This is a genomic window from Cytobacillus oceanisediminis (assembly GCF_003182355.1).
In the GTDB taxonomy this organism is placed as follows: domain Bacteria; phylum Bacillota; class Bacilli; order Bacillales; family Cytobacillaceae; genus Cytobacillus; species Cytobacillus oceanisediminis_A.
In genome coordinates, this window is record NZ_QGTW01000002.1 from 503,757 (window position 1) to 522,283 (window position 18,527).

The 18,527-nt window shown below is 44.1% G+C and carries 17 protein-coding genes; 15 read left to right on the forward strand and 2 right to left on the reverse strand.

The window, feature by feature from the left end:
• Nucleotides 1-118: 118 nt before the first annotated feature.
• Nucleotides 119-682 carry a hypothetical protein gene (locus DFO73_RS06620; protein ID WP_110063982.1) on the reverse strand — a complete coding sequence of 188 codons (564 nt, stop codon included), beginning with the start codon at nucleotides 680-682 and terminating at the stop codon, nucleotides 119-121.
• 225 nt (nucleotides 683-907) lie between these two features.
• Here DFO73_RS06620 and DFO73_RS29790 point away from each other — a divergent pair, with 225 nt between their 5' ends.
• The 11 genes from DFO73_RS29790 (at nucleotide 908) to DFO73_RS06675 (ending at nucleotide 12,097) form a co-directional block, all read left to right on the forward strand.
• Entirely contained in the window at nucleotides 908-1,021 is a 114-nt protein-coding gene (locus tag DFO73_RS29790; RefSeq protein ID WP_110063983.1) for a peroxiredoxin family protein, read from the forward strand.
• A 15-nt stretch (nucleotides 1,022-1,036) separates the two neighbouring features.
• Nucleotides 1,037-1,672 (forward strand): peroxiredoxin family protein, encoded by a 636-nt coding sequence (locus DFO73_RS06630; RefSeq protein ID WP_110063984.1) that lies wholly within the window; start codon nucleotides 1,037-1,039, stop codon nucleotides 1,670-1,672.
• Nucleotides 1,673-1,817: 145 nt separating this feature from the next.
• The gene (locus DFO73_RS06635; RefSeq protein ID WP_110063985.1) at nucleotides 1,818-3,122 is read left to right on the forward strand and encodes a hypothetical protein; all 1,305 of its coding nucleotides are present in this window, start codon (nucleotides 1,818-1,820) and stop codon (nucleotides 3,120-3,122) included.
• Between the two features lie 88 nt (nucleotides 3,123-3,210).
• Entirely contained in the window at nucleotides 3,211-4,326 is a 1,116-nt protein-coding gene (locus DFO73_RS06640; RefSeq protein WP_110063986.1) for a mandelate racemase/muconate lactonizing enzyme family protein, read from the forward strand.
• 13 nt (nucleotides 4,327-4,339) lie between these two features.
• On the forward strand, nucleotides 4,340-5,761 hold the full coding sequence (locus DFO73_RS06645; protein ID WP_110063987.1) for a YfcC family protein: 1,422 nt from the start codon (nucleotides 4,340-4,342) through the stop codon (nucleotides 5,759-5,761).
• A gap of 251 nt (nucleotides 5,762-6,012) precedes the next feature.
• Nucleotides 6,013-6,411, forward strand: a complete 399-nt coding sequence (locus tag DFO73_RS06650; protein ID WP_110063988.1) for an acyl-CoA thioesterase — start codon at nucleotides 6,013-6,015, stop codon at nucleotides 6,409-6,411.
• Between the two features lie 228 nt (nucleotides 6,412-6,639).
• Nucleotides 6,640-7,575, forward strand: a complete 936-nt coding sequence (locus DFO73_RS06655) for a 3-hydroxyacyl-CoA dehydrogenase family protein (protein ID WP_110063989.1) — start codon at nucleotides 6,640-6,642, stop codon at nucleotides 7,573-7,575.
• An 18-nt stretch (nucleotides 7,576-7,593) separates the two neighbouring features.
• Complete coding sequence (locus DFO73_RS06660) at nucleotides 7,594-8,355, forward strand: SDR family NAD(P)-dependent oxidoreductase (protein WP_110063990.1); 762 nt, start codon at nucleotides 7,594-7,596, stop codon at nucleotides 8,353-8,355.
• A gap of 54 nt (nucleotides 8,356-8,409) precedes the next feature.
• Nucleotides 8,410-9,693 carry a histidinol dehydrogenase gene (hisD, locus tag DFO73_RS06665; RefSeq protein WP_110063991.1) on the forward strand — a complete coding sequence of 428 codons (1,284 nt, stop codon included), beginning with the start codon at nucleotides 8,410-8,412 and terminating at the stop codon, nucleotides 9,691-9,693.
• 51 nt (nucleotides 9,694-9,744) lie between these two features.
• Nucleotides 9,745-10,749 (forward strand): LacI family DNA-binding transcriptional regulator, encoded by a 1,005-nt coding sequence (locus DFO73_RS06670; RefSeq protein ID WP_110063992.1) that lies wholly within the window; start codon nucleotides 9,745-9,747, stop codon nucleotides 10,747-10,749.
• A gap of 37 nt (nucleotides 10,750-10,786) precedes the next feature.
• Nucleotides 10,787-12,097, forward strand: coding sequence for a GntP family permease (locus tag DFO73_RS06675; RefSeq protein WP_110063993.1), 1,311 nt, complete (start codon nucleotides 10,787-10,789; stop codon nucleotides 12,095-12,097).
• Here the strand turns inward: DFO73_RS06675 and DFO73_RS06680 are convergent.
• Nucleotides 12,080-12,304 carry a hypothetical protein gene (locus tag DFO73_RS06680; protein ID WP_110063994.1) on the reverse strand — a complete coding sequence of 75 codons (225 nt, stop codon included), beginning with the start codon at nucleotides 12,302-12,304 and terminating at the stop codon, nucleotides 12,080-12,082. The two genes, DFO73_RS06675 and DFO73_RS06680, sit on opposite strands and share 18 nt — an antisense overlap.
• An 85-nt stretch (nucleotides 12,305-12,389) precedes the next feature.
• On the opposite strand from DFO73_RS06680, the gene DFO73_RS06685 reads away from it, so the two are divergent.
• The 4 genes from DFO73_RS06685 (at nucleotide 12,390) to DFO73_RS06700 (ending at nucleotide 18,401) form a co-directional block, all read left to right on the forward strand.
• Nucleotides 12,390-14,198: a sigma 54-interacting transcriptional regulator gene (locus tag DFO73_RS06685; protein ID WP_110063995.1), complete on the forward strand. Its 1,809-nt coding sequence runs from the start codon at nucleotides 12,390-12,392 to the stop codon at nucleotides 14,196-14,198.
• Between the two features lie 152 nt (nucleotides 14,199-14,350).
• Nucleotides 14,351-15,547, forward strand: a complete 1,197-nt coding sequence (locus tag DFO73_RS06690; RefSeq protein ID WP_110063996.1) for an iron-containing alcohol dehydrogenase — start codon at nucleotides 14,351-14,353, stop codon at nucleotides 15,545-15,547.
• A 22-nt stretch (nucleotides 15,548-15,569) separates the two neighbouring features.
• Complete coding sequence (locus DFO73_RS06695) at nucleotides 15,570-16,922, forward strand: GntP family permease (protein ID WP_110063997.1); 1,353 nt, start codon at nucleotides 15,570-15,572, stop codon at nucleotides 16,920-16,922.
• Nucleotides 16,923-16,943: 21 nt separating this feature from the next.
• Nucleotides 16,944-18,401: a CoA-acylating methylmalonate-semialdehyde dehydrogenase gene (locus DFO73_RS06700; protein ID WP_110063998.1), complete on the forward strand. Its 1,458-nt coding sequence runs from the start codon at nucleotides 16,944-16,946 to the stop codon at nucleotides 18,399-18,401.
• The last annotated feature ends 126 nt before the right edge of the window (nucleotides 18,402-18,527 follow it).

The window sequence follows — 18,527 nt, forward strand, 5'->3', positions numbered from 1 at the left end:
AAATTCGGGTGGTACCAGGTACCACCCGAATTTTGTCGAATGAAATCAATCAAACGTTTGATTGAATTGGGGCAAGACGTTGATGCTATGGGGTTTGATAGAGAATAGGCTGGGCTTTTCATCTAGGTCTTTTTCCAAACAGGGCTTTTATTTTATAAAATATGCTGTCGTTCCCTCTTGCAAATTCATCATGCAAAAAGAATAGTATAGCGCAAATTGCAGCCATCAATCCGAAAGATAAAGAGATCAGGGATGTCAGCAAGCCGAAGCCCAAGTGGATCACTCCAGATACCCAAGCCCTGTTGTTGGGCACCCTGGAGCTAATGACTTCTGCAAGCAAAGACACAGGCAGACCATAGACAAGAATTACAATCAAACTAATGCCAAAAGTAAAAATAAGCCCCGGAATCAGGTCATTCGTCAAAGCCTTTTCAGCAAAAATGGATGGCAATCCAATCAATAACAGACCAGCTGTAAAAACGAAGGCTGTCTGCAAAGACACTTTTAACTTTCTAAGAAATAGATCGTTTGTAAAAACCTTTTTTCTGAATGCGGGGAGCAGAAAAGCAACTGACAATAGGATAGAAAGAATCTTGATAACGGATGAAATTGCCGAAACAAGAATAATAACTAAGAAAACAATAACAGCAAAAACAAGAATGATAGAGTTGTCTTTAAACATAAAAGTTACCACGCTTTTTTCTTCAGTATAAGTGAAAACATATGGAACAGCTATTATTTACTGGCTCTCAAGTCTTTTTGAATTAATTCCAGCTTCTTAATAATGCCGAAACTCCTTTTTTATATGAATGCCAATTTATTCCCTGTCATTTTCTTAATATTTAATTTAATCATTTGAGCTTTCAGCTAATTATTAGTAAACTCAGAGGCAAAGGAGGGGTTAGGATTGTTATTAGAAAAAATGCCTAATGTAGAACTTGTTAGTCTGGATGGAAAGCAGGTTTCTCTTAATGAATACCGCGGGAAAAACACTTTGATTTTCATGTGGGCTTCCTGGTGACGATGCAGGGAACAGCTGTCAGGTTGGCAGCAATTTTATGAGGAGTACCAAAGTGAGGATTTTGAACTCCTGTCTGTTTCGGTTGATATCCAGGGGCCGGAAGTCGTAAAACCTTATGCAGAGGACAAGCCTTTTACAACCTTGATAGACACTGAAAATAAATTGGCCAATTTATTTGGGTTTAAAATCGTACCTAATGGCATCTTTATTGATAAAGAAGGAACCATTCGCCTGCTGAAGCAGGGCTTCCAGGTTTCAAAGGAAGAACATGTTGAGGCTGTTCGAAAATTAATTCGCGGCGAGGTTGAAAAAGTTGAGTTGGAAGATCAGTATTTCAATCCTTCTGCAGCGCCAAGTGATCTTGAACAGCAGCTGGCACAGACTAAATTCAAGTTAGGAATGGAATATGCGAAGAATGGCAACAAAGAAGCTGCCTTAAAAGAGCTGGATGAAGCCTTGCTTCTAGATATGGATAACTTCCTAATCCGCAAACAACGCTGGTATATCCGCCACCCAGAAAAGTTCTCACCGACAATAGACATAGAATGGCAGCAAAACCAGCTAAAAGAAGAAAAAACGAAAGAAGCCCAATTAAAAGGCGAGCTTGAATGCGGGCCTGAGGGCTGCGAAATACCGGGGACATTAAAATAGGTACCAGGTACCACCCGAATTTTGTCGAAAAAGCTTCCTGCCGGTAAAAGGCAGAGGCTTTTTTGCTTGTCTTGAAGTATAGGACTTATATGGTAGTATCAATATAACGAAATTTTAAGGTTTTCTAAAGAAGAAGGTGATTGATTTGCTAACGATTGGTGTTGTTGGTTCACAGCAGTTTATCGCTGAAATCAGTAAATACTATGGCCATTATCCTACATATAAATTGATTTCCTATACATACACTTCTCCAAGGGAGTTAAACACACTGATTGAGCGTGCGGTTAAGGAGTGCAATTTTTTGCTGTTCTCGGGGATTATTCCTTATCATTATGCAAAGAAGCAGCTTGATCAGTATCCAATAGGGTCCAGTTATCTTTCCTTTAATGAAAATATGGTAGCATTATCACTGCTTGCTATTCATTACCATCATTCTTTTAAGCTTAGTGAAATGTCCATCGATCTTCCGAGGAAAAGATTTCTTGAAGGGGTATTGAATGAAGCCGGGATTACAGAGGATGCTGATTATGTAAAAGAGTATCCATGGATTTATGATTTTCAAGAGGAAAGGCAATTATCCATTGAAGACTTCGTGGAATTTCACTCTGTTTTATATGAACAAAAGAAAACCGCTTTTGCATTAACGAGTATTCATGCGGTATATGATAAGCTTCAGGCAAAAGGAATCCCCTCCATGTTTATGGTTCAATCCGTTCCAACTTTGATGGAAGGACTTGAAAAGGCAACTACACTTGCCAAGCTCAATCAATCAAAAAATTCGCAGGTTGCGGCTGTTTGTTTTAATAGTAATAGAAATGATCAGCTTGAACATTTTGCAAAGGCTTTACAAGCGAAGGTTACTCCAAGTGATTCAGGGTTGCAGATGGTTCTTTCGAATCGCGGGGTCCTGCAAACGCTCATTTTAAATCAAAAGCTTGCCGATTTATTAAACGATACTACAAACGATTTTGAAAAAACAGCAGTTGGAATAGGGTATGGCTATACAGTGAAAGAGGCGGAAACCCACGCTATAACCGCGTTTGACTTTGCCGAAAAAAATCGCAGCAAACTGGACCTGGCTGTTTATTTATTGGATGAGGAGAAAAAGCTAACGGGTCCGCTATTTCAAAATGAAGAACAGTACTCCCTTAAAAATGAAGATCCTGTGGTAAAAAAATTAAGTGCCGAGTTGAAAATGAGCAGCAAAAACATTTCAAGGTTTATTAATTTTCTGCAGGTAAATGATTTTAGGCCATTTTCCTCACAGGAGCTTGCCGATTATTTTAGCATCAGCAGACGATCAGCTGAAAGAATGATTAAAAAGCTTTTGGATCAGCAATCACTGCAGGTAGCAGGAGAGGAACAGCCGTATGATCAAGGTCGGCCACGTTCTTTATATCAAGCAGGCTCTATGTTAAAAGGGCTGAGTGAAAATAAAAATGGCTCTTGACCAACACTGAATTTTCAGTATATTATAAAACATAACCAATTAACGACACTTTAACGACAACAAAATTCAAATGTAAAGGACTGATTTTATGAAAATAGTAAAAGCTGAAATCTTTGGGATTCATTTGCCTTTAAAAGAGCCATTCATTATCTCCTATGCCTCCTACGACTATATGCCATCCATTATCGTTCGGCTCGAAACGGATAACGGGTTAGAGGGTTACGGGGAAGCAGTTCCGGATGAACATGTGACAGGGGAATCTTTTCACAGCACCATTTCTATGCTGAAGCATACCATTTTACCTGCTTTAATCGGATTTTCTCCGATCAACATGGAAAAGCTTCACCAGAAAATGAATGAGCTTATAAGCTCCAATCCCTCTGCAAAAGCGGCCGTTGACATTGCCTGCTACGACCTATTGGGAAAATATAAGCAAGAGCCTGTTTACAACCTGCTTGGCGGCCAATATCATGATACTCTTACATACCCAAAGGTACTGAGCATCGAAGAGCCAGACTTGATGGCGAGAAAAGCCAAGAATGCTATCGATCAGGGCTATCAGTCTTTGAAACTGAAGGTAGGGACAAGTTATTTGGAAGACTGCAAGAGGATTGCTCATGTTCGTGAGCAGGTTGGAATGGAAATTCCAATCAGAGTCGATGTGAACCAGGGATGGAGAAATGTCTCTACAGCACTTCAGGCAATTAAGCTGCTGGAGCACCTAAATATCTCTTGGGTTGAACAGCCGATTAAGATGGGTGATATTCACGGCCTGGGAGAAATCAGGCAAAAAACAAGCACTCCTTTGATGGCTGATGAAAGCATTCATGCCGGGGAGGATTTGGTTGAGATTATCCGGAATCAGGCAGCAGATAAAATCAATATTAAGCTAATGAAATGCGGCGGTATTTATCCAGCTATTCATATGGCAAAAGCAGCTGAATACGCAGGAATAGAATGCCAGATTGGTTCAATGGTGGAGTCTTCGATTGGTTCTGCGGCAGGCTATCATGCAGCCATTTCGAGAAAAAATATTATCAGTACCGAACTGACAGGGCCGCTGTTATTCAGTAAAGACATAGGTGATTTGAAGTATGATATTCCGTATGTTCATTTAAGTGATAAGCCTGGACTTGGTATTAAGGTTAACGAAGATGTTTTAAAAGAGTTAACCATTCAATACGATTCTATTGAAAAAGGATAAGGGAGGAACAGGGATGAAAGTGGAATCGCCCCAGCAGGAGGTTGTAGCTGAAAAGAATCGAAGAATTCCTCATACGTATGCCATCATTTTCGCTATCATCGTTCTGGCAGCTATCGCGACTTATATTTTGCCTGCAGGACAGTTTGAAAGAATTGAGCAGGATGGAAGAACCGTTGTGGTTCAGGACAGCTACCAGGTAGTTGCATCAAACCCGATTAGTTTTTTTGAATTATTTAAGGCAATTCCAGAGGGGATGGCTAAAGGGTCTACTATTATCTTTTATATTTTTCTTGTAGGCGGGGCATTTGGAATTATTCGTGAAACCGGAACGATTGAAGCCGGGATTCATAAGGCCGTAAGGAAATTGGAGAAGCGTGAAAAGCTGCTCATTCCGATAACGATGATTATCTTTTCAATTGCTGGAGCCACAACAGGAATGGCAGAAGAGAGCATTATCTTTGTGCCGATTGGTATCGCGATTGCAAGAGCGATGGGGTATGATGCCATTACCGGAACGGCCATGATCAGCATCGGGGCAGCCAGCGGTTTTATTGGCGGAATGATGAACCCATTTACGGTCGGGGTCGCTCAGTCCATTGCAGAAGTTCCCCTGTTTAGCGGAATTGGATTCCGATTTGCCATTTATCTATTTGTACTTTCATTAGCCATTTTCTATGTCATGAGATATGCATCCAAAGTAAAGAAAAATCCTGAAAAAAGTGTCATGTATGATATTGAATTGAAGGAAAAAGAAAAGCAGAAGGAGCAGCCGGCAGGCCAGTTTGAAGAGTTCAAGCTTCGTCATGCTCTTGTTCTCCTGATCATTGTTGGCGGGCTCGCATTTAATATGTATGGTGTGTTTGAATGGGGCTGGTATTTAACTGAGCTGACCGCATCGTTTATTATTATCGGATTTGCTTCTGGACTTGTTGGAGGCATTGGAATCAATCGCTTGTTTGACTCCTTTGTTGACGGGATGAAGCTGGTTGCATTCGGGGCACTTATCGTAGGTTTTGCCCGGGCCATTTTAGTTGTCATGGAAAACGGCGTTATTATTGATACCATGATCAATGGACTTGCCGCCGTCATTAGTGCCCTGCCCAATACATTAAATGTAATTGGGATGTTCTTTGTTCAAGTTGTGATCAACTTCTTTATTCCATCCGGAAGCGGGCAGGCTGCTACGACCATGCCGATTATGACACCTCTTGCCGATCTGCTGGGAATCGAGCGCCAGGTAGCAGTCCTTGCTTACCAATACGGCGACGGTATCACAAACTCCATCATTCCAACCTCCGCAGCCCTAATGGGTTACTTAGCCGTTGCTGGTATCCCGTATGAGCGCTGGGTCAAATTCATCTGGAAGCTTATTATTGGGTGGCTGATCATTGGAGCACTAGCACTTGTTGCGGCAGTGTTGGTAGGGGTACAGTAGAAAAGATGTGGTACCAGGTACCACTCGAATTTTGTCGAATAAAAAGTCTGCTGGATTTTGTGTTCAGCAGGCTTTTTTGTTTGGAATCTATTTTTTCAAAAGGCAGCGGCTGAAAAATGGCTGTCCTGTTTAAAAATGTCCTTCATTACATTTATGAGAGCCGTAATATGCTCTCAACTGTAAAAAGAAGGAATCGAAAGTCAATCATCGAAGTTAAATAAAGCTGGTATTGAATAAAAGGAGTGATATATATGTACAAGACTATTATTGAACCAAGGATTTCTGAAACTGATGGAGTTGGCCATATTAATAATACGACAGTGCCTGTGTGGTTTGAGGCGGGGCGGAATAAAGTGTTCAAGCTGTTTACACCTGAACACACTTTTGAAAATTGGAAATTAATCCTGCTGAAAATGAATGTTGAATATTTAAGCCAGATTTATTTTGGCATGAATGTTGAAGTTAGAAATTGGGTAAAAAGAGTTGGAAATACAAGTTTTGAGCTATATGAGGAGATTCATCAGGATGGTCATTTATGTGCAAAAGGTACTGTTATTTACGTAAATTTTAACTTTCAAACGCAAAGCTCCGAACCTATTCCACCGAGTATAAGAGGTGAGTTGGAAAAGCACTTATATGAGGGGGATTGAAGTTTAGAAGATTAATGCAGGGCAGTAAAACAGCCGCCATGCCAATAGGGCAGAGGGGCAGTAGAATAACCCGCTCTCTTACACACCAACCCCTTTTTTCACCTGTTTTTCTCATGAAATTCCCCAAACATTTTCAATAGTTTAATATTTTCGCTTGAAAGTATAGCGCTTTCATTGTATATTGAATACGTATTCAAAAAGTAGAAATTTCAGAAAGTTGGTGAGCGATTGGAGAGAATAGCTGTGCTTGGGTGCGGCACGATGGGGCATTCAATTGCACTTAATGCGGCATGGGCCGGGTTGAGTGTGAAGATGCAGGGCATCAGTGATTCCGACCTGGAACAGGGCTGGACCAATATGCTGAAAAAGCTTAAGGTTATGCTCAATAACGGTATTTTATCCGATTCGGAAGCTGCCCAAATTCAAGAAAACATCAAAATGACCACTTCGGTTGAAGAAGCGGTCAGAGAGGCAACCTTCGTCATTGAAGCTGTACCAGAGGATATTAGTATAAAAAAAGAACTATTTAAGCATCTTGATGCTCTTTGTGCGCCGGATGTCATTCTTGCCAGCAATACTTCAGGATTGAGTCCAACAGAGATTGCTTCGGAAACAGAACATCCAGAACGGACAGTGGTGACACACTTCTGGAATCCAGCCCATCTTATTCCTCTTGTCGAGATTGTGCGGGGTGAGGAGACAAGTGATGAAGCCGTGGAAAGATCTTTTCATCTTTTGCAGCAAATGAAGAAAAAGCCTATTGAAGTCAAAAGAGAAGTTCCAGGTTTCGTTGGTAATCGCCTTCAATATGCGCTTTTCCGGGAAGCCCAATATTTATTGGAGGAAGGCATCGCGAGCAAGGAAGATATTGATGATGCCGTCACATACGGAATTGGACGCAGGCTGCCGGTTTCAGGGCCCTTTATGACAGCAGATATGGGCGGCCTGGATGTGTTCTCGGCTATATCTGATTATCTATTTCAGCATTTATCCAGTGCAGAGGAATCCTTGCCAACTTTAAAAAAGCTTGTGGCAGAACAAAAACTCGGCGATAAAACGGGTGAAGGCTATTACAAGTGGGACGAGGCTTTTTCCAAAGAGTACAATCAGAAAAGGGAAGCTGAGCTGATCCGTTTTTTAAAGAAGGATTTAGGAATCCAATAAAGCTGATGGAGGAATGGTATGAATAACTTTCCTGACCTTGAGAATAAAGCGGTAATCGTGACGGGCGGAAGTAAGGGAATTGGAAGGGATATCGCCCTTTCCTTTGCCAAAAATGGAGCGAAGGTTGTCATTGTGGGGAGAAACGAAGAGGCCCTCCAGCAAACAACCGATGAGCTGAAAAAAATAAATAGGAATAGCTTTTATGTTTCAGCTGATTTAAACAGTGTTTCAGAGATTAAAAGGATGACAGAAACAGCAGTAGATTATATGGGCTCTCTGGATGTGCTGATTAATAACGCGGGTATTAACCGGGCCAAACCTGCCATGGATGTAACAGAAGAGGATTGGGATCTCACGCTTGATACGAATCTGAAGGCAGCGTTTTTCTGCAGCCAGAAAGCGGCCGAATATATGATTCCCAATAACTCCGGCAAGATCATCAATATTGCTTCCCAGATGGCCTTTGTCGGCTATTACAAGCGGGCAGCATATTGTGCCAGCAAGGGCGGAATGGTGCAGCTGACGAAAGCGCTTGCGGTGGAGTGGGCATCCCATGGGATTAATGTCAACGCAGTGGCTCCAACCTTTATCGAAACGGAACTGACTGCCAAGATGTTCGAGGATAAGGAATTTGAAAGGGAAGTCTACGGCAGGATCCCGCTGGGAAAACTTGCGGGTGCCGAGGATGTTTCTGCAGCAGCCCTATTTCTTTCTTCCAATCTATCAAAGTTTATAACAGGCGATACGATTAAAGTAGACGGCGGCTGGACAGCCATTTAATTTTTGCAGGTTTTTGCATGCGTATTCAAAAATAAAAACAGGAGTGATATCAAAATGGCAACTTTCTTAAAACAAGGCAAAAACGATCAAGAGGTACAGGAAGCAGATGTAAAAGTAAGAGAATCGGTAAGCGCGATTCTTAAAAATATCGAAGAAAACGGAGATGCAGAAGTCCGCAAGCTTTCCGAGCAATTTGATAAGTGGTCACCGGAACAATTCAGATTATCTGAAGAGCAAATCAAGGAAATTGTCGCATCTGTTCCGGAACAAACAATCAATGATATCAAGTTTGCACAGGAACAAATCCGCAATTTCGCTGAACATCAAAAGGCAGCACTAAAGGACATTGAGGTGGAAACATTGCCTGGCGTGTTCCTGGGCCATAAAAATGTTCCGGTAAACAGTGTTGGCTGCTATATCCCTGGCGGACGCTATCCAATGGTGGCATCCTCCCACATGAGTGTTTTGACAGCAAAAGTGGCGGGGGTTAAGCGCGTAATTGCCTGCACGCCTCCAATTAAAGGGGAAATTCCTTCTGCTACAGTTGCAGCCATGCATCTTGGCGGTGCTGACGAGATTTACCTCCTCGGCGGAATCCAGGCGATGGGTGCCATGGCAATCGGAACAGAAACGATCGAACCGGTTGATATGCTAGTAGGACCAGGAAATGCGTTTGTTGCGGAAGCGAAGCGCCAATTATACGGAAGAGTCGGAATTGACCTGTTTGCAGGCCCAACTGAGGTTCTTGTAATCGCTGATGAAACAGCAGATGCGGAAATGGTCGCAACGGACCTTTTAGGACAGGCAGAGCATGGACCGAACTCTCCGGCATGTCTTATTACAACTTCAGAGAAATTAGTGAATGAAACAGTAAAAGAAATTGAGCGCCAGCTTGAAACATTGCCAACAGCGGATGTTGCGGGCGTGGCATGGAAAGACTACGGTTCCGTTATTCTTGTGGACAGTCTGGAAGAAGCAGTAGTGGAAGCAGATAAATTGGCTTATGAGCATGTGGAAGTTTTAACGGAGGATCCAAACTACTTCCTTGAAAACATGACAAACTATGGTGCTCTTTTCCTTGGACCAGAAACGAATGTCGCTTATGGCGATAAAGTAATTGGCACAAACCACACGCTGCCAACGAAAAAAGCGGCCCGCTACACAGGCGGACTATGGGTTGGAAAGTTCCTTAAAACTTGCACATACCAGAGAACAACTCCTGAAGCGAGTGCGAAAATTGGTGAATATGCATCCCGTCTATGTGACCTGGAAGGCTTTAAAGGCCATCAGGCACAGGCAGATCTTCGTGTGAAGCGCTACGGCAGCCTCGTTAAGTAAGCGAAATCTGTTATAATTTCTCTGTCTAGATTCAGGCAGGAGGAACATGCATTGAAAAATAAAAAAGTTACAGCTGTGGATGTCGCTCGGTTGGCAGGAGTTTCCCAATCGAGCGTATCCAGGGCTTTTAGTGAAAATTCAAGTATCTCATCTAAAAAGAAGAAGCTTATTCTGGAGGCTGCAGAACAGCTGGGCTATCAGCCGAATGCCATTGCACGGGGCCTGATCACAAATCAGTCCCGCATCATTGGCATTGTCATGCGGAATATCCAGAACCCTTTTTATCCGGAAGTCCTCGATAAGTTTTACAGCAGGCTTGCCGAAAAAGGGTATCAGGTGATGTTTATCAACTCTCAGAATAATGAAATCCAAGAGGACGAAGTGAGTCATTTAATTGAGTACAGTGTAGAGGGAGCCATCATTACGGATGCGCTTTTGACGTCTTCGACTGTACAGAAATTTACCCGTAATGGCATCTCGGTCGTCCTGTTCAACCGATATGTGAACGATTCCTTAAGCAGTGCTGTTGTTTGCGATAACTTTGCTGCCGGGAAAAAGATTGGGCACTACCTAATAGAAAAAGGACATGAAAATCTCGCCTTTATCTCCGGACCGATGAATACATCAACAACAGTTGATCGAAAAAATGGATTCCAGGAAGCTTTGGCTGAACACGGCATCTCTTCCTTTTTAACAGAAAACGGCCTTTATTCGTATGAAGGAGGATTTGCAGCAGCGGAAAAGTTGCTGGAACGTGATAAAAATATAGACGCCATCTTCTGTGCAAATGATATTTCGGCTTTTGGTGCAATGGATTATCTGAAAAAACAGGGAATCAGAATCCCGGAGGATATTTCCGTCATAGGCTTTGACAATGTGGCGATGTCAGATTGGTCATCCTATGAATTAACAACGTGGCACCAGCCGATTGATGAAATGGTCGATGATTCTATTAACCTTCTGCTGGAGCATATCACAGGGGATATAGACACCCCTGAGATCCAAAGAGTAGAAGGACATTTAGTAGAAAGAGGATCCGTAAAGGACAGAAGGTGATGGAGAGAAGGCAGGGTTTTCGGGATAGGAGGATTTTATGCTAAGTATGATTGGATTGCTTGGGGGTATCGCACTGCTCATCTATCTGACAATGAGAGGGATGAACCTGCTGCTTGCTGCCCCTCTTGCCGCTTTTATTGTTGCAATATTTAGCGGATTGCCAATTTTTCCTCAGCTGGCAGGCGAGGGGGAAGCCAATTTTCTAACGAATTATATGAACGGATTTGCCGGATTTATCACATCCTGGTATTTGATGTTCTTATTCGGTGCCATTTTCGGAAAATTAATGGAAGACAGCGGAGCAGCAGACAGCGTTTCCAAATGGATAATCGACAAAATTGGCATGAAGCGGGCGGCGTTAGCCGTTGTGATTGCCTGCGCGGTTCTAACATATGGCGGCGTAAGTCTATTTGTAGTCGCTTTCTCCGTTTATCCGATGGCGCTAAGCTTGTTTAAGGAAGCCAACCTGCCAAGAAGGTTTATACCGGCAGCTCTTGCCTTCGGCTCCACTACATTTACGATGACATCAGCTGGTTCACCGGAAATCCAGAACTGGATTCCGATCGAATTTTTAGGGACTTCTCCTTATGCAGGCTGGGAAGTGAGCTTGATTGTTGCAGTCTTTATGATGGTCTTTGGTTACTGGTGGCTGAAGAAAATGATCAATAAGGCCGTCCGCAATGGGGAGAAATTTGAGGCAAGGGAAACCGATTCTACACTGATTCGTGAAAACCTGCCAAGCCCTATGGTAAGCATGATTCCGCTGCTGGTCGTTCTTTTGATCTCATTTATTTTCCATGATTCATTGGCGCAGTCAGCACTCATTATTGCTTTATTGAGCGGCTGTATTGCCACCTATTTTCTAAACCGGAAATACTTTGCGAATGCCTGGGGAGCGGTATCGGAAGGAACGATTGGCGCTCTGATCGCCATTGCCAACACATCCGCCGTTGTCGGCTTTGGCGGTGTGGCAAAAGCAACTCCAGCCTTTGCCAGTGCCGTTGATGTGATGACAAGCATTCCGGGAAGTCCGCTAATCGGAGGAGCTTTAGCTGTATCCGTTATTGCCGGACTGACCGGATCTGCATCTGGCGGACAATCGATCGCTCTGCCGCTGCTTGCCCCGCATTATCTGGATATGGGTGTCAATGCAGATGAGCTGCACCGTGTGGTGGCGATTTCTTCAGGATCGATTGATTCCCTGCCTCATGGCGGATATGTTGTTACAACCATCCGTGCGATTGCCGGTGAGTCACATAAGGATGCATATCCTGCATTTGGCGCATTGACAGTCATTGTGCCGATCCTAGGTGTCATTCTGGCAGTTGTTTTATTCTCGATTTTCTAAAAAAAAGCCTTGCAGAAAGACAGAGAGGGAAGAACTCTCTGTCTTTCTTCTTATTAAAACTAGATGATAGCCGATCCAAACGGGTTTATTTGCAAGTTTTTTGGCTCTATTTGCAAGAATCAGGGATTTATTTGCAGGTTTCAGCAGGCTATTTGCAAAATTGGTCATTCTATTTGCAGGTTTAACCGTTTTATTTGCAAAGTTCACAATTGGGCATCACATCCTCTGCAGTTTTTACATCTTTTAAATAGTGTTATAATTTAGAAAATTAAGACTCATGGAGGGATCCGACATGCCTCAAGCCATATCAGAAAAGAAGCATGATTTACATAGTGATGAACGATTCCATGTAAAAAATTGGATGACACCCAGCCCTTATTGCATTCAGCCGGGACAGACATTAAGGGAGGCTTCGAAAATGATGGTGCAGCTTCGTCTGGATAGCTTGCCTGTTGTAGATGAAACCAATCAGTTAGTCGGGATGATTACATCGAGAAGGCTGCTGAACTATTTTGCGCAGGGCAATCGGGGAGATGCGCTGATCGGCAGCATTCCGAAAGCAAATCTGGCTTCTGTTCGCCCGGATGATTCCATTCTTGATGTGTTATCGCTTCCGTATGATCAGCTGCCTGTGATGGATGAGGCGGGAAAACTGCTTGGCATCCTGACAACCAGGGACATCCTTGATGGACTTTCCAAATATATTTATAAGCTGAAGCAGCAGCAAAATTCTGCCGGAGCCCTTGGAGCCATTTTGGAAAGTGCCTATGAGGGAATAGCGGTTGTGGATGAAAATGGCATACTTCAGGAATTCAATGAAGCCTATAGCCGTTTTACGGGGATCAGAAGAGAGGATGCGATCGGCAGGCATGTAACCGAGGTCATTGATAACACTCATTTGCACGAAACAGTGAAAACCGGGATCCAGGAACGCGGAGTTCTGCAGAACATCCAGGGGCATGATATGGTGGTCCACCGGATTCCAATCTGGAAGGAAGGCCGGATTGTTGGCGCCATCGGGATGCTGATATTTGAAGGAGTAACCGAGGTTTATAAAATCTATGAAAAACTGCAGGAAAATCAAACACCAAAACCGGATCTGTTAACAAAGAAAAAGGAAAGCGACAGCCGGATTACCCTTGATCAAATTATAGGAACGAGCGAGGGAATCACGGAGGTTAAACGGCTGGCACGAAAAGCGGCAAGAACGGCAGCCACCGTTCTGATTACAGGTGAAAGCGGAACGGGAAAAGAGATGTTCGCCAAAAGCATCCACCACCTAAGCCCCTATTCGACCGGTCCGTTCATTAGCGTAAACTGCGGCGCCATTCCTGAGCATTTATTCGAGTCCGAGCTGTTCGGGTATGAAGAAGGAGCGTTTACCGGAGCGAAAAAAGGCGGGAAGCCCGGGAAATTTGAATTGGCCGACAATGGTACGATTTTTCTCGATGAAATCGGGGAAATGCCGCTTGTCATGCAAACAAAGCTACTGCGGGTTCTTCAAGAAAAGGAAGCCGAACGTGTTGGCGGGGTAACAAAATATCAAATCAATGTGAGAGTCATCGCTGCGACAAATCGTGACCTCAAGCAAATGATCGAAGACGGGGAATTCCGGGAGGACCTATACTACCGGCTGAACATCATCCAGCTCCATATCCCGCCCCTGCGCGAACGAAAAAAGGACATCCCGGTCCTGCTGGTTCATTACCTGAGGGAAATCTGTGAACGGTACAAGACACCTGGAAAATTATTCACATCTGAGGTAGTGAATGCTTTTGTCCAGCATCCGTGGAGAGGGAATATTCGGGAGATGGTGAATACGGTTGAGCAGCTTGTAACGCTTGTGGATGGGAAAGTCATAGACTACAGCCATTTGCCAGATTCTTTGAAAATGGCAGAAACCTCTATTAAAAAAGGGAAGGAACCTTCCATGGCAGCTGGATTAATAGACGAAGCCAAGCTTCTTGGAAATCAAAGGGAGTCTGAATTGATTCTTGATGCATTAAGAAAAGCGGGAGGGAATAAATCAAAGGCAGCCGATTTGCTTGGGATCCATCGAACCACCCTTTACCAAAAGCTGAAAAAGCATGGAATTTCTTGAATGAAGTGTAGTGGTTTCGCTACAAAAAATCTACAATTGTAGTGTAGTGACTACACTTTGAAAATCCAAAAGCACTGATTTAAATAGGTTTTCAAAGTTGGCACGCTCCTTGCAAGTATAGTAGTAACCGAACAAAAGGGGTGGAATGTTCAATGGAGAAATCAGCAGTTTTCCGTGTGCCGGAAGCGATTTTTTATGGAAGAGGCTCTTCTGAAAAGGTTGGAGCTGAAGCGGCGCTTAGAGGGAAAAAGGCATTAATAATCAGTGATAAAATAATGGATCAGCTTGGGTATGTAAGCGAATGCAGAACCTATCTTCAAGAAGAGGGCGTTCAAAGCGAGGTTTATCTTGGGGTAGCTTCTGAACCGACAGATGAGTATGTAGCAGAAGCATTGGAGCTTTTCCAGAATGAACAATGTGATTTGGTCATCTCAGTAGGAGGCGGCAGCTGTATTGATACGGCAAAGGCGATAGCGGTTCTTGCAACCAACGGCGGCTTTATTGGTGATTATATGGGAGGGAAGAAGCTGGCCAAGCATGCACCAGTTCCTCACATTGCGATACCAACCACAGCGGGTACAGGCTCTGAAGCCACGGATGTAACGGTCATCACGAACTCATCCAATGATGTGAAAATGATGATTAAGCAGCCTGCTTTTATGCCTAGTGTGGCCATCGTAGATCCATTGCTGACGATTTCTTCACCGAAGAATGTCACTTCAGCAACAGGAGTGGATGCCTTAAGCCATGCGGTCGAAGCTTATCTTTCCAAAAAAGCTCATCCGATGACAGACACAATGGCGATATCGGCTATGAAGCTGATCGTGAAAAATATTTTAACCGCTTACAATGAAGGAGACAATGTCGATGCCCGTGAGGCAATGAGCCTTGGGTCACTCCAGGCCGGAATGGCGTTTTCAAATGCTTCTGTATGCCTTGTGCATGGCATGAGCCGTCCAATTGGAGCCTTATTCCACGTCCCGCATGGAATCTCAAATGCGATGCTCCTGCCGGCAGTATTGGAATTCAGCCAGGAAGCATGTGTAGACCGCTTGGCTGATATCGGCAGAATTTTTCAGCCTGACAATGAAAGCCTTTCCAACGAAGAAGCGGCTGAGATTGCTGTTCAATCCGTTAAAGACTTATGCCTGAAATTAAATATTCCTAACTTAAGAGGATGGGGAATTGACCAGGAAGCGTTTAAGACTGCTGTTGGAAAAATGGCTACGGACGCAATCGACAGCGGCAGCCCGGGTAACAACCCAAGAGTGCCAACCCAAAGCGAACTGGAAGCGTTATACCATATTTGCTATGATTATCAGTTTTCCTCTGAAACAGAGAAAGTATAACAGGGGACGGGGGATATAACAGATGATCGGAATGCTTGGGTTAATTGCTTCACTGCTTCTATTAATGTATTTGACTATGAAAGGCATTAATATCATTATTGCCGCCATCATTAGTGCAGTAGTAGTGGCTCTAACAGGGGGATTAAATCTGGAGACTGCCCTGACAGAGCACTATATGACAGGTTTTACAAAGTATTTTTATTCCTGGTTCTTAATCTTTTTGCTGGGAGCGATTTTTGGAAAAATCATGCAGGTAACGAAAGCAGCTGATAGTATTGCGAATTGGGTTAAGGATACGCTTGGCCCATCCAGGGCAGTATTTGCAGTCGTGGCTGCAGCGGCGATTATGACATATGGCGGCGTCAGCCTGTTTGTCGTAGGTTTTGCCGTCTATCCAATTGCTGTTTCCTTATTTAAGGTGGCAAATCTGCCGCACCGCTTCATCCCTGCTGCATTGGTGTTTGGATCGATATCCTTCACGATGACAGCGCCGGGTTCACCGGAAATTCAAAACCTGATTCCAACAGAATTTTTCGGAACGAAGCCGACTGCCGGCGGGATTATTGGGGTGCTAATGGCACTCTTGATTATGGTTGTGGGCGGGCTGCTGCTCAGCAGAATGGTGAAAAAAGCGGTTCAAAATGGGGAGGTATTCTCCCTGCCAAATCAGCCGCCAAGTGCAGCCAATGAATCTGCAGCAGCTCTCGATGCAGAGCTGGCCATGCAAAGGCCTGATGCTGTTTCAGCCGGAAAAGATTATCCGCATGTCATTATGGCCATTTTGCCGTTAGCAGCCGTTATTGCGATCTTAAACACAGCCGCCAATTTCACCTCTTCAACGGCTGCGGCACTGATTTCTTTGTCCAGTGGCATTATTCTGGCGTGTTTATTGATGATTAAATATTTGGTTGGATTCTGGGAAGCACTTGCAAAGGGTGCCCAGGATGCTTTAGTAGCCGCAGCCAATACTTGTGCGGTTGTAGGGTTTGGCAGTGTTGCTGCACAAGTAGCAGCATTTGGAACCTTTGTAGATGCTTTGGTCAATATTCCGGGGCCTCCGCTTATGGGGCTGGCCATTGCCGTCACCCTGATTTGCGGTATTACAGGCTCGGCTTCTGGCGGCCTGGGAATTGCACTTCCTATTTTGGCGCCCATGTATATGTCGCAAGGTTTGGATCCTGGTTCGATGCACAGAATCTCGGCCCTGGCTTCAGGCGGATTGGATTCACTTCCGCATAATGGATACGTCGTTACGACGATTCGGGCCATATGCGGTGAAACCCATAAACGTTCCTACTGGCCAATTTTTATTCTAAGTGTAGCGATGCCAACGGCTGTATTAATCCTGGCAGTGATCCTATATTCAATCTTTTAAAATAGAAAGGGGATTTTACTTATGACAACCACAACAACAAAGGTATTAAAAAACTTTATTAACGGTGAATGGGTGGACGCAAAAACGGATAAGTTTGAAGCGGTGCCTAACCCGGCAACTGGGGAAGAGCTGGCACGCACACCGATTTCGACACGGGAAGATGTAGATGCTGCCGTCCAGGCAGCGAAAGAAGCCTTTAAAACCTGGAGCAAAACGCCGGTGCCAAAGAGAGCAAGAATTCTATTTAAATATCAGCAGTTATTAGTAGATAACTGGGACGAACTGGCGAAATTAATTACACAGGAAAACGGCAAAAACTTTAAAGAAGCGTATGGAGAAGTTCAGCGCGGAATTGAATGTGTGGAATTTGCTGCAGGTGCTCCATCCCTAATGATGGGCAAGCAGCTTCCGGACATTGCGACAAATATTGAATCAGGCATGTACCGTTATCCAGTTGGAGTTATTGGCGGCATCACGCCTTTCAACTTCCCGATGATGGTTCCTTGCTGGATGTTCCCGCTTGCGATTGCGTGCGGAAACACATTCGTGTTAAAGCCATCTGAAAGAACACCAATCTTGGCTAACCGCCTGGCAGAGCTGTTCACAGAAGCAGGCCTTCCGGCTGGCGTGTTCAATATCGTTCACGGTGCCCATGACGTGGTAAACAGCTTAATTGACCATAAAGATGTACCGGCTATTTCATTCGTCGGTTCCCAGCCTGTTGCCGAGTATATCTATAAGTCTGCAACGGCTAACGGCAAACGCGTTCAGGCGCTTGCTGGAGCAAAAAACCACTCCATTGTTTTACCGGATGCAGATATGGATACAGCTGTAAAGGAAATTATCGCAGCTGCTTACGGTTCAGCGGGAGAAAGATGTATGGCTTGTTCCGTTGTTGTAGCAGTTGACTCTATTGCGGATGAGCTTGTAGAAAAACTTAATGAGCAAGCAAACCAGCTTACAATTGGAAATGGATTGGACGAAGATGTATTCTTGGGGCCAGTCATCCGCCAGGAAAACAAAGAGCGCACAAGCAGCTATATAGAAATCGGCGAAAAAGAAGGAGCTTCCCTAGTAAGAGATGGCCGCAAAGACGAAGCTTACCACGAAAATGGATACTTCATTGGACCAACTATTTTTGACAATGTTGACCCATCCATGAAAATCTGGAAAGAAGAAATCTTTGCACCAGTCCTATCTGTTGTACGCGTGAAAAACCTTGAAGAAGCGATTGAGCTTACAAACAAATCAGACTTCGGAAATGGGGCTTGCCTATTCACGGACAGCGGAAGCAGTGTTCGCTACTTCAGAGAAAACATCGAAGTCGGCATGCTCGGCGTCAACATCGGCGTTCCCGCGCCAATGGCCTTCTTCCCATTCTCCGGCTGGAAAAATTCCTTCTACGGAGATCTTCATGCCAACGGAACAGACGGCGTGGAATTCTATACAAGAAGAAAGATGCTCACTGCTCGCTGGTAATATAAAAAATAAGAAAAGGTCACCTGTTAATTGAACTGCACCCTATAAAGTAGACAGTTTAATAAAAAGAGATGCTGCTATCTACGCAGCGATGAGATGACTTCGGTAAGCTGCCGGAGTCATCTT

Excerpts from the sequence above, each read along its gene's own strand:
- DFO73_RS06685 (WP_110063995.1), top strand. The coding sequence starts at position 12,390 with ATGCCTCAAGCCATATCAGAAAAGAAGCATGATTTACATAGTGATGAA.
- DFO73_RS06645 (WP_110063987.1), top strand. The coding sequence starts at position 4,340 with ATGAAAGTGGAATCGCCCCAGCAGGAGGTTGTAGCTGAAAAGAATCGA.
- hisD (WP_110063991.1), top strand. The coding sequence starts at position 8,410 with ATGGCAACTTTCTTAAAACAAGGCAAAAACGATCAAGAGGTACAGGAA.
- DFO73_RS06620 (WP_110063982.1), bottom strand. The coding sequence starts at position 682 with ATGTTTAAAGACAACTCTATCATTCTTGTTTTTGCTGTTATTGTTTTC.
- DFO73_RS06650 (WP_110063988.1), top strand. The coding sequence starts at position 6,013 with ATGTACAAGACTATTATTGAACCAAGGATTTCTGAAACTGATGGAGTT.
- DFO73_RS06675 (WP_110063993.1), top strand. The coding sequence starts at position 10,787 with ATGCTAAGTATGATTGGATTGCTTGGGGGTATCGCACTGCTCATCTAT.
- DFO73_RS06660 (WP_110063990.1), top strand. The coding sequence starts at position 7,594 with ATGAATAACTTTCCTGACCTTGAGAATAAAGCGGTAATCGTGACGGGC.
- DFO73_RS06695 (WP_110063997.1), top strand. The coding sequence starts at position 15,570 with ATGATCGGAATGCTTGGGTTAATTGCTTCACTGCTTCTATTAATGTAT.
- DFO73_RS06700 (WP_110063998.1), top strand. The coding sequence starts at position 16,944 with ATGACAACCACAACAACAAAGGTATTAAAAAACTTTATTAACGGTGAA.
- DFO73_RS06640 (WP_110063986.1), top strand. The coding sequence starts at position 3,211 with ATGAAAATAGTAAAAGCTGAAATCTTTGGGATTCATTTGCCTTTAAAA.
- DFO73_RS06690 (WP_110063996.1), top strand. The coding sequence starts at position 14,351 with ATGGAGAAATCAGCAGTTTTCCGTGTGCCGGAAGCGATTTTTTATGGA.